This window comes from Buchnera aphidicola (Eriosoma lanigerum) (assembly GCF_964059125.1).
Lineage (GTDB): Bacteria > Pseudomonadota > Gammaproteobacteria > Enterobacterales > Enterobacteriaceae > Buchnera_D > Buchnera_D aphidicola_C.
This window is the reverse complement of the sequence record NZ_OZ060395.1, coordinates 615721-626868: the sequence shown is the minus strand read 5'-3', so window position 1 is coordinate 626868 and position 11148 is coordinate 615721. Positions and strand designations below refer to the sequence as shown.

9 protein-coding genes and 1 tRNA gene are annotated in these 11148 nt (G+C 24.0%); 5 read left to right on the top strand and 5 right to left on the bottom strand.

Going from position 1 to position 11148, the window contains the following annotated elements:
- The first annotated feature begins 724 nt into the window (after nucleotides 1–724).
- Together AB4W75_RS02720 and der are read left to right on the top strand one after the other, a co-directional pair.
- Nucleotides 725–1321: a YfgM family protein gene (locus AB4W75_RS02720; protein ID WP_367679423.1), complete on the top strand. Its 597-nt coding sequence runs from the start codon at nucleotides 725–727 to the stop codon at nucleotides 1319–1321.
- 87 nt (nucleotides 1322–1408) lie between these two features.
- Nucleotides 1409–2803: a ribosome biogenesis GTPase Der gene (gene der, locus AB4W75_RS02715; protein ID WP_367679422.1), complete on the top strand. Its 1395-nt coding sequence runs from the start codon at nucleotides 1409–1411 to the stop codon at nucleotides 2801–2803.
- 58 nt (nucleotides 2804–2861) lie between these two features.
- Here the strand turns inward: der and fdx are convergent, their stop codons facing one another.
- The 5 genes from fdx to AB4W75_RS02690 are packed head-to-tail and all read right to left on the bottom strand — an operon-like array spanning nucleotide 2862 to nucleotide 7032.
- Nucleotides 2862–3197, bottom strand: coding sequence for an ISC system 2Fe-2S type ferredoxin (fdx, locus tag AB4W75_RS02710; RefSeq protein WP_367679421.1), 336 nt, complete (start codon nucleotides 3195–3197; stop codon nucleotides 2862–2864).
- A 60-nt stretch (nucleotides 3198–3257) separates the two neighbouring features.
- Nucleotides 3258–4784, bottom strand: coding sequence for a Fe-S protein assembly chaperone HscA (gene hscA, locus AB4W75_RS02705; protein WP_367679420.1), 1527 nt, complete (start codon nucleotides 4782–4784; stop codon nucleotides 3258–3260).
- Between the two features lie 15 nt (nucleotides 4785–4799).
- The gene (hscB, locus tag AB4W75_RS02700) at nucleotides 4800–5321 is read right to left on the bottom strand and encodes a Fe-S protein assembly co-chaperone HscB (protein WP_367679419.1); all 522 of its coding nucleotides are present in this window, start codon (nucleotides 5319–5321) and stop codon (nucleotides 4800–4802) included.
- A gap of 52 nt (nucleotides 5322–5373) precedes the next feature.
- A complete protein-coding gene (gene iscU, locus AB4W75_RS02695) occupies nucleotides 5374–5781 on the bottom strand; it encodes a Fe-S cluster assembly scaffold IscU (RefSeq protein WP_367679418.1) in 408 nt (135 codons plus the stop codon).
- A gap of 36 nt (nucleotides 5782–5817) precedes the next feature.
- On the bottom strand, nucleotides 5818–7032 hold the full coding sequence (locus AB4W75_RS02690) for an IscS subfamily cysteine desulfurase (protein ID WP_367679417.1): 1215 nt from the start codon (nucleotides 7030–7032) through the stop codon (nucleotides 5818–5820).
- A 388-nt stretch (nucleotides 7033–7420) separates the two neighbouring features.
- On the opposite strand from AB4W75_RS02690, the gene AB4W75_RS02685 reads away from it, so the two are divergent.
- The 3 genes from AB4W75_RS02685 (at nucleotide 7421) to ilvC (ending at nucleotide 11029) form a co-directional block, all read left to right on the top strand.
- Nucleotides 7421–7497, top strand: a tRNA-Trp gene (locus tag AB4W75_RS02685).
- 120 nt (nucleotides 7498–7617) lie between these two features.
- Nucleotides 7618–9465 carry a dihydroxy-acid dehydratase gene (gene ilvD / locus AB4W75_RS02680; protein ID WP_367679416.1) on the top strand — a complete coding sequence of 616 codons (1848 nt, stop codon included), beginning with the start codon at nucleotides 7618–7620 and terminating at the stop codon, nucleotides 9463–9465.
- Between the two features lie 91 nt (nucleotides 9466–9556).
- Nucleotides 9557–11029 carry a ketol-acid reductoisomerase gene (gene ilvC, locus AB4W75_RS02675; protein ID WP_367679415.1) on the top strand — a complete coding sequence of 491 codons (1473 nt, stop codon included), beginning with the start codon at nucleotides 9557–9559 and terminating at the stop codon, nucleotides 11027–11029.
- Nucleotides 11030–11148: the final 119 nt, after the last annotated feature.

The following is an 11148-nucleotide window of genomic DNA, read 5'->3' as shown; positions in this document are numbered from 1 at the left end:
TGTAATATATTTTTAATTTAAAAATTCGATAGTAAAAAAAAAAGAATTTAGATTATACAAATAAAAAGAAAAATATTCAAATAAATATTAACTATAATGAAATACAATGAATTGCTGTAATATAATTGAATAAAATAATAAAACCAATATCATAAAAAATATTAACTATAATGAAATACAATGAATTGCTGTAATATAATTGAATAAAATAATAAAACCAATATCATAAAAAATATTAACTATAATGAAATACAATGAATTGCTGTAATATAATTGAATAAAATAATAAAACCAATATCATAAAAAATATTAACTATAATGAAATACAATGAATTGCTGTAATATAATTGAATAAAATAATAAAACCAATATCATAAAAAATATTAACTATAATGAAATACAATGAATTGCTGTAATATAATTGAATAAAATAAATAGATGTGAAAGAGAGGAAAGTAGATGCATGTATCTCTCTCACCAGATGTGAAAGAGAGGAAAGTAGATGCATGTATCTCTCTCACCAGATGTGAAAGAGAGGAAAGTAGATGCATGTATCTCTCTCACCAGATGTGAAAGAGAGGAAAGTAGATGCATGTATCTCTCTCACCAGATGTGAAAGAGAGGAAAGTAGATGCATGTATCTCTCTCACCAGATGTGAAAGAGAGGAAAGTAGATGCATGTATTTCTTTATAACATTTAATTTTTAATAATAAGAGGATATATATGTTAAATAAATTTAAATTAATTAATTTAATCATATATCGAAAAATAGTTATTTTTTTTATTTATTTTTTGATATTTTTTTGTATAGTAATATTTTTTTTGAAAAAAAATGAAAATCATAAAAATAATATAATTATAAATAATTATGAAAATTTTATAATGAAAAACCATGAAAATAATTCTACATATACTAATGAAATTAACAAATTTATAATAGAAAATAAAAATATTTATGGGATATTATTAGCTCTTAGATTAGCTAAAATTTATGTTGATTCCAATAATCTAAATAGCGCTATAAAAATATTACAATTTTGTCTTCCTTATACTCTAGATTCAAATTTATATACTATTATTCAATTAAGAATTTCTAGAATACAATTGGAACAACATGACATTAATCATGCTAGAGCAACCTTGTATACTATTAAAGATGATTCTTGGAGAAATATGATAGAAGATATTCAAGGATATATATATATATTAGAAAATAATAATAAATCAGCATTACATTCATGGAAAAAAAGTTTATTTCTTCAAACTAATCGAACAATAAAAAACATTATGAAATTTAAAATATGTTCAATTATACAATAATTAATATATTATTATTAATAATATTAAAAAACATATTATATTGTTTCATATGTTACATTGATTCTTATTTTCTAAGGAAACATATTTATGATTCCAATTGTAGCAATAGTTGGTAGAACTAACGTAGGAAAATCTACATTATTTAATAAATTAACTCAAACTAAAGATTCTTTAACAGCAAATTTTAATGGTACTACTAGAGATAGAATATATGGTTCTATATCAATTAATAAAAAAGAAATAGTTGTAATTGATACAGGAGGATTAAAATGTCAATCAAATAAAAGTGATAAAATAGATCAGGATATTATTGAACAAACTATTAGAGCTATTAATGAATCTAATATGATTATATTTGTTGTAAATGCGAGGGAAGGAGTGTTACCTGAAGATTATTATATAGCTAATAAAATTAGAACTTTTCAGAAAAAAATTATATTAGTAATTAACAAGATTGATGGATTAAATCAATATACTAGTTCATTAGATTTTCATAATTTAGGTTTTCAGCATATACATTGTATATCTGCTTTAAATAATATAGGAATTACTACATTAATTAATCAATATTTATCAAGTCGTTTGAATTTAGTTGATACTCTTATTACGGAGAATTCTCATATTAAACAATATGCTTTTATTAAATCTTATAAGAATCACATTGTAAAAAATCAAGATTTATTTTTAAGATTAACTGTTATTGGTAAACCAAATGTTGGTAAATCAACGTTAATTAATTCTTTACTAAAGGAACAAAGAGTTTTAACTAATGCGATAGCTGGAACTACTAGAGACAGTATTATTATTCCTGTTATTAAAAACTATAATAAATATATTTTGATTGATACTGCTGGAATATCTAAAAAAAAAAATAAAAATAATTATATTCACAACATTTCTAAGATAAAAACGTTATCTGCCATTAATATTAGTAATGTAGTATTATTTGTGATTGATGTACAAGATATGATTACAAATCAAGATTTATCTTTATTAAATTCTATTATAAAATCAGGAAAATCAATTATTATTTTAATTAATAAATGGGATTTAATATCAATTAAAAAAAGAAAAATTATTAAATCTGAAATATGTTGTAAATTACAGTTTCTAAAAAATTTCACGATTTATTTTATTTCTGGATTGTATTCAATTAATATAAAACAAATTTTTTTACTTGCTCGTAAATCTTATAATTCTTCTATTTTGAAAATTAGTAGTTTTAAGTTAACAAATATTATGCAAACAGCTGTTCAAAAACATGAACCTCCTATGATTAATGGAAAAAAAATAAAATTTAAGTATGCACATCCTGGGGGATGCAATCCACCTGTAATAATTATCCACGGAAATCGATTAGATAAATTATTAAGTTCTTATAAATGTTATTTACAAAACTATTTCCAAAATGAACTTAGATTAATAAATACACCTATTAAATTATATTTTAAAGAAAATAAAAATCCTTATGTAAAATATTAAATAAAATTAATATTTTTTTAGTATTGAATGTGATTACATACAGTAAGTTATGAATTAGTTACATTGGTTTATTATAATTTACTGTATAATAAGGTATTTCCACCGTCACTTCTTGATCTCCTATTTTAGCTTGACAACCTAAACGACTATATTGATTTAAACCCCATGCTTTATCTAATAAATCTTCTTCTTTTTCCGTCATATTAGAAAGGGTATGAAATCCTTTTATAACAATACAATGACATGTACTACAAGCACAAGATTTTTCACATGCATGTTCTATATTAATATTATTTTTTAATGCAACATCTAAAATTGTTTCTCCTGATTTTGCATTAATTACTATATCGTTTAAGATTGTTTTATTATTAGATAAAAATGTAATTTTAGGCATAATTAAATATCTCAATGAATTAGATCATAGTAAATTATTACTATATTAATTTCTTAAAAGTTATGTAATGTTACATATATCATTAATTGTTACATTTTTTTTTATTTTAGTAAATTGATCTATTGCAGTAACATTTAGTAATCCGTCTGCATTAATTTCAAATGTAACAGAAATTTTATTAACTCCTGCTGGTTTAGGTGTAATTCCTTTTAGAACAAAACGTTCTAAAGAACGACAATTTTCAGTAATTTCTTCTTCTCCTTGTAAAATATGAATACTAATAGCTGTCTGTCCGTCTTTATATGTAGTAAATTCTTTTGTTTTAGAAGTAGGAATTTTAGTATTTTTTTGAATTATTTTTTCTACTGTATTACCTATTACTTCTATTCCTAATGATAAAGGTAAAACATCAAGAAGCAAAATTTTTTTTTGATTCATGGTTGATTGTTCAATTAAATTATTAGCTTGAATAGCAGCTCCTACTACTACAGTTTCTTCCGGATTAATTGTAACTAATGGTTGTTGTTGAAAAAAGTTTTGCACTGTTTTACGAATTAAAGGGATATAAGTGGATCCACCTACTAAAACTATTTTATTTATATCTGTAATATTAATGTTTGCATCTTTTATTGCATTATTACAACTAATTAATGTTTTTTGTACTAAAGGTTGTATTAATTTATTAAATTCTTCTCTAGTAATGCTATTTGAATAATTGTTGAATGTAAAATAAACAATGGTACTTGTAGAAAGATTTTTTTTAATTGTTTGTGTTAAAGTATATATTTTTTGTTTTTCAGCAATAGTACAATTATTAAGAGATAATTTTAATTTAGATATAATATAATTAAATAAAATTTGATCAAAATCATCACCACCTAAATTAGAATTACCATTAGTAGATAATACTTCAAAAATATCATGATTTAATTTTAATAAAGAAAAATCAAAAGTTCCACCTCCTAAATCATATATTGCTATAATTCCTTTTCTTTCATGATGAAATCCATATGCTATTGCTGCTGCAGTTGGTTCATTTAATAAACGAAAATTAGTTAATCCTGTTAGTAATATTGCTTTTTTTGTTTCTTTTCTTTGTATGTCGTCAAAATAAGCGGGAACTGTAATTACTGCATAATCAATGTTTTTATTATATTTTTTTTGTATTTGATCAATTAGCTTTTTTAATATTAAGCTAGAAATTTCAGCAGGAGAAAATTTACCTTTTCTTGTTTTAATTCTAATTTTCTTATTTTTATCTTCTTCTATTATATAATTTAAATTAGGATATAAATGCTTAATTTTCTGTAAAGATAATCCCATTAATCTTTTAATGGAAGTAATAGTATTTATACTATCATGGTTAATATATTGTTTCGCATTAAAACCTACAGTTATTTTATTGATTCCATAATGTACAATTGAAGGTAATAACTTATTTTTAAATTGATCGGTTACAATTTTTAGTTTTTTATTATAACATGTAGCTACTAAAGAATAAGTGGTACCTAAATCAATTCCTATAGAAAATAGTTTTTTAGAATTTTTTGCATCATCTGATTGATTCATATTTTTCAATAACAACATATAAATTTTTCCAAATTAATGAATATTATTTTTTTCTATTTGTTGTTCTACATTTTTTTTTAATTTTAAGAAAAAATGTATTTTTTGTATTGTATAAGTTGCTTTATTCCATTCTTGATTATTTAATTCATGTTCTATTTTTTGGGTATATTTTTCTATTTTTTTAATAATTTTATTTTTATTAAAATATTCTAATTGTTGTATAAAATCATTGTTATTTGTAATAGAATAAAATTCTTCATATAATTGTAGATATTTTTTTAAAAACGTATTTTTATTTAAACTAAATTTATTATGATTAATATCAATATGATTTAAATTTAAAAGATATTCTGCACGAAGATAAGGATCTTGTAAAATATGAAATGCATTGTTAATTAAAATAGATTTTTGTAGTGCTTCTTGTTTCTTTTGTAATGAAGAACAAATAAATAAATCTGGATGAAATTTTTTTTGTAAGGAATAAAAATTTTTAAGAAGCAATTCATTGTCGATTTGAAATTTTTCAGATAAACCAAATAAATTAAAGTAATTCATATATTCCTAAAGTATAATATTAATCATGAATAAGAAATTATATTAATAATTATTAAATTTTTGAGTCAAATTGCTGATTTTTTAATTTTTTACTTTTATAATCTGATATAGCTGCTTTAATTGCATCTTCTGCTAGAATAGAACAATGAATTTTAACTGGTGGAAGTTCTAGTTCTTTAGCAATATTTGTATTTTTAATATTTTCAGCTTCTTGCAATGATTTTCCTTTTATCCATTCTGTTATTAATGAACTAGATGCTATTGCTGAACCACATCCATATGTTTTAAAACAAGCATCTTCAATAATTCCTTCATTATTTACTTTTATTTGTAATTTCATTACGTCCCCACAAGCTGGTGCTCCGACTAATCCACTTCCAATATTAATATCATTTTCAGAAAAAGATCCAACGTTGCGAGGATTTTCATAATGATCAATAACTTTTTTGCTATATGTCATATTATTATTCCTTATTTAAATATGTATATTTTTAATTTAAGTTGTCCAATTAATTGTTTCTAAATTAATTCCAGATTGATACATTTCCCAAAGAGGAGATAATTCTCTCAGTCTAATAATAGACGAATGAATTTGTTGAATAGTATAATCTATTTCTTCTTCAGTAGTAAATAAACCAATAGAAAATCTAATAGAACTATGTGCTAATTCATCTTTTAATCCAAGAGCACGTAAAACATATGAAGGTTCTAAACTAGTTGAAGTACATGCTGATCCAGATGAAATTGCTAAATTTTTTAATCCCATAATTAATGATTCTCCTTCTACATAGTTAAAACTTACATTTAAAATATGTGGAGAACCAAATTGAATATTACTGTTAAGATGTATTGCTTCAATATCTTTAATTCCATTCCATAATCTATTTTTTAAGTGATTTAACCTAATAGGTTCAATTTCTATATTTTTATTAACTAAATTACAAGCTTCTCCCATACCTATTATTTGATGTACAGGTAATGTACCAGAACGCATTCCTCTTTCGTGTCCTCCTCCATGGATTTGAGCAGTAATTCGAATTCTTGGTTTTTTTCTAACATATAGTACTCCGATACCCTTTGGTCCATATATTTTATGGGCACTAAATGAAATTAATCCAATATTAATTTTTTTTAAATTTATAGGAATTTTCCCTATACTTTGTGTCATATCTACATGTAAAATTATTTCATATTTATCACATAATTGTGCTATTTTTTCTATTGGTTGTATTACTCCAGTCTCATTATTGACATGCATAATAGATATTAATATTGTTTTTTTTGAAATTGCGGATTCTAATTTGTTAATGTCAATAATTCCATTTTGTTCTGGATTAATATATGTGACTTTATTATTTTTACTTTCTAAGTATCTACATGTATCTAAAACTGATTTATGTTCTGTAGTACTAGTAATAATATGATTTCCTTTATGTAAATAAAATTCAACACATCCTTTTATTGCTAGGTTATTAGCCTCTGTAGCTCCTGATGTGAATATAATTTCTCTTGGATCTGCTTGAATTAAATTTGCAATTTGATGACGAGCTATATCTACTGCTTCTTCAGCTTTCCATCCAAATACATGTGAACGGGATGCAGAGTTTCCAAATGTTCCTGACAAAGTTAAGTATTGATTCATTTTTTCTGCTATGGTTATTTCCATAGGAGTGGTTGCAGCATAATCTAGATAAATTGGTTTTTTTACCAAGTGAAACCTCAAATATTTAAATTGAATAATTATTATTAATATTTTTAGTATCTTTTTTCATATAAGCAATAATAATTTGTTTATAAAATAGAAATAAATTGTTGTATTACTCATGTTAGTATCAATAGAAAAAAGATAATACCAGTGAATTAATTGAATAATGAATAATAATTTATTATACTATATATTATTATTTTTAATAAATTATTCATTAGATTATATTTATATATATAAAAAATTAGTTTTAATATATGTATAATTTTATGTTTTTATATTATATTAATAATTATTTTTTTATGTTATATTGGTAGTTAATATAATAAATTATAAATTTGTATTTATTTTCTAATTTTTTTTAAATGAAATTATTATATTTGATTTATATTCTAAAGGTGTAGCTCAATTAGGTAGAGCATCGGTCTCCAAAACCGGGGGTTGGGGGTTCGATTCCCTCCTCCTTTGCCAATTGATTTTATTTTTAAGTTTATTGTAGTTTAAATTACAATTAAGGTTTAGCATATCTAACTAGATATGCTAAACCTTAATTGTAATTTAAACTACAATAAACTTAAAAAGGTATTATTTATGCCAAAATATAGATCTACTACAACAACTCACGGAAAAAATATGTCAGGAGCTCGAGCTTTGTGGAAAGCAACAGGAATGACAGATTTAGATTTTAAAAAACCTATTATTGCAGTAGTTAATTCTTTTACAGAATTTGTACCTGGCCATATTCATCTTCGTGAATTAGGTTTAATAGTTGCACGTTCTATAATAGAATCAGGAGGAGTATCTAAAGAATTTAATACAATTGCTATAGATGATGGAATAGCTATGGGTCATGAAGGAATGTTATATTCTTTACCATCTCGAGAACTTATTGCAGATTCTATAGAATATATGATTAATGCACATTGTGTAGATGCTATGGTTTGTATTTCTAATTGTGATAAAATTACTCCAGGAATGTTAATGGCTGCTTTGCGTCTCAATATTCCTTCTGTTTTCGTTTCAGGTGGACCTATGGAAGCAGGAAGAATATTAAATCAAACAAATAAAATTATTAAAGTTGATTTAATTGATGCAATTGCACAAGGTTCTAATCCTAATATCTCTCATTCAGAATCTAAAGAAATAGAAAATTCTGCTTGTCCTACATGTGGATCTTGCTCAGGTTTATTTACTGCTAATTCTATGAATTGCTTAACTGAAGCATTAGGTTTAGCATTACCAGGAAATGGTACATTATTAGCTACACATAGTGATCGTAAAAAATTATTTATAAAGTCTGGAAAAATTATTGTTAAAATTACTAAATCTTATTATGAAAACAATAATTATGATGTACTTCCTAGAAATATTGCTTGCAGACAAGCTTTTTATAATGCTATGAAATTAGATATAGCAATGGGTGGATCTACAAATACAGTATTGCATTTATTAGCAGCTGCAAAAGAAGGAAATATTAATTTCAATATGTCTGATATTAATAGTTTATCTAAGGTAATACCTCATATATGTAAAATTGCGCCAAGTACTTCTAAATATCACATGGAAGATATGCATCGTGCTGGTGGTGTAATGAGAATATTAGGAGAATTAAATGAGGCTAATTTATTAAATAATAGAGTTAAAAATATTTTATCTTTAACTTTAAAAGAGACATTAAACAAATATAATATTATAACTACTAAAGATCAAAAAATAATAAAAATGTTTAAAGCAGGACCTTTAGGAATACGTACAATTATTCCTTTTTCGCAATCTTTTAGATGGGATAGTCTTGATACTGATCGTGAATTTGGATGTATACGTTCTTTACAGTTTGCATATAGTAAAGAAGGAGGTTTAGCTGTTTTATATGGAAATATTGCTAAACATGGTTGTATTGTAAAGACAGCTGGAGTACATAAAAAAAATTATAATTTTAAAGGAAAAGCTAAAGTATACGAAAGTCAAGAAACAGCTGTTCATGCTATTTTAAATAAAAAAATTACATCTGGGGATGTTGTTGTAATTAGATATGAAGGACCTAAGGGTGGTCCAGGTATGCAAGAAATGCTATATCCTACTACTTACTTGAAAGCTATGGGATTAGATCAATCTTGTGCGTTAATTACAGATGGAAGATTTTCGGGAGGAACATCAGGTTTATCTATAGGACATATTTCTCCTGAAGCTGCTAATCAAGGTGTTATTGCATTAGTAAAAGACGGAGATGAAATTATTATTAATATTCCTGATAGAACTATTCATTTAAATATTACTAATCAAGAATTGTTATCACGTAAAAATATAGAAAAATCGAGAAATGAATTAGCATATACTCCTAATATTAATCGTCCAAGATTGATTTCTAATGCATTAAAAGCATATGCTTTTCATGCCACTAGTGCAGATCAAGGAGCTATACGTAGTATATATAAATAAATTATTTTATATTGTTGTTAATATTAATTTAGTAGTAATTATTATCATTTATATACAATATTACAATATTTTCATTTTTTTTGGGATAACTATGAATAATTATTTTAATAATTTAAATTTTAGAAAACAATTAATTGAATTACAAAAATGTAGATTAATGAAACGAAAAGAATTTATTAATCAATGTGCTATTTTAAAAAATAAAAAAATAGTAATAGTTGGATGTGGTGCTCAAGGTTTGAATCAGGGTTTAAATATGCGTGATTCTGGTTTAAATATTTCTTTTGCTTTAAGAAAAGATTCTATTGTGAATAAACGATTATCTTGGGTTAATGCTGTAACTAATGGTTTTTGTGTAGATACTTATGAAAATCTTATTCCTCATGCTGATCTAGTTATTAATTTAACACCTGATAAACAACATTCTTCTGTAATTAAAACTTTAATACCATTAATGAAATATAATGCAATTTTAGGTTATTCTCATGGATTTAATATAGTTGAAATGGGAGAAATAATTAGAAAAGATATTACAGTAATTATGGTAGCCCCTAAATCTCCTGGTTCTGAAGTAAGAGAAGAATATAAAAGAAATTTTGGAGTACCAACGTTAATAGCAGTACATAATGCTAACGATTATCAAAAAAATGGATTAGAAATAGCTAAAGCATGGGCAGTATCATTAGGTAGTCATCATGCTGGAGTGTTAGAATCTTCTTTTATTGCAGAAGTAAAATCAGATTTAATGGGAGAACAAACAATATTATGCGGAATGTTGCAAACAGGTAGTTTAGTTTGTTATGAATATCTTATAGAACAAGGACATGATCCTGCATATTCTTGTAAATTAATACAATATGGATGGGAAGTATTAACTGAATCATTAAAACATGGAGGTATTACATTAATGTTAGATCGTATTTCTAATAATTCCAAAATGAGAGTATGTTATTTATCTAATCAATTAAAAATAATTTTAAAACCATTATTTCATAAACATATGGATGATATTATTTCAGGACATTTTTCTACTACAATGATGAATGACTGGAAAAACAATGATATAGATTTATTACAGTGGAGAAATCAAACAAAAAAATCAAATTTTGAAAATGCTCCTATTTTTAATGGTACTATTACCGAACAAAATTATTTTGATTGTACAAATTTCATGATAGCAATAATTAAATCAGGAGTAGAATTATCATTTGAAACTATGATTAATGCTGGTATAGTTGCAGAATCAGCTTATTATGAATCTTTACATGAGCTTCCTTTAATTGCTAATACTATTGCAAGAAAACGGTTATATGAAATGAACTTAGTAATTTCTGATACAGCAGAATATGGAAATTATCTTTTTTCAAAGCAAGCTGTTCCTTTATTAAAAGAATTTACAAAAACATTACAATATGGTGACATGGGTCATATGATTTTAGATCAGCATGTTAATAATCTTGATCTATATAAAATAAACCAAGAAATTGAACAACATCCTATTGAAATTGTAGGTAAAAAATTAAGAACTAAAATGAAAAATATGAAAACAATTTCTATTTCGTAAAATATTTTATATAATTTTAAGATTTTTACAATAACAGAAAAAATGTATTAAAATTTATTTTTTTTGTTATTGTAAGTAATATATATTTAAATATAAAATTATATATTTTGTTTTTATAA

What these genes read in the sequence shown, in the direction of transcription:
- AB4W75_RS02720 (WP_367679423.1), top strand. Translation starts at nt 725, where the DNA reads ATGTTAAATAAATTTAAATTAATTAATTTAATCATATATCGAAAAATA.
- ilvC (WP_367679415.1), top strand. Translation starts at nt 9,557, where the DNA reads ATGAATAATTATTTTAATAATTTAAATTTTAGAAAACAATTAATTGAA.
- der (WP_367679422.1), top strand. Translation starts at nt 1,409, where the DNA reads ATGATTCCAATTGTAGCAATAGTTGGTAGAACTAACGTAGGAAAATCT.
- iscU (WP_367679418.1), bottom strand. Translation starts at nt 5,781, where the DNA reads ATGACATATAGCAAAAAAGTTATTGATCATTATGAAAATCCTCGCAAC.
- hscA (WP_367679420.1), bottom strand. Translation starts at nt 4,784, where the DNA reads ATGTTGTTATTGAAAAATATGAATCAATCAGATGATGCAAAAAATTCT.
- hscB (WP_367679419.1), bottom strand. Translation starts at nt 5,321, where the DNA reads ATGAATTACTTTAATTTATTTGGTTTATCTGAAAAATTTCAAATCGAC.
- fdx (WP_367679421.1), bottom strand. Translation starts at nt 3,197, where the DNA reads ATGCCTAAAATTACATTTTTATCTAATAATAAAACAATCTTAAACGAT.
- ilvD (WP_367679416.1), top strand. Translation starts at nt 7,618, where the DNA reads ATGCCAAAATATAGATCTACTACAACAACTCACGGAAAAAATATGTCA.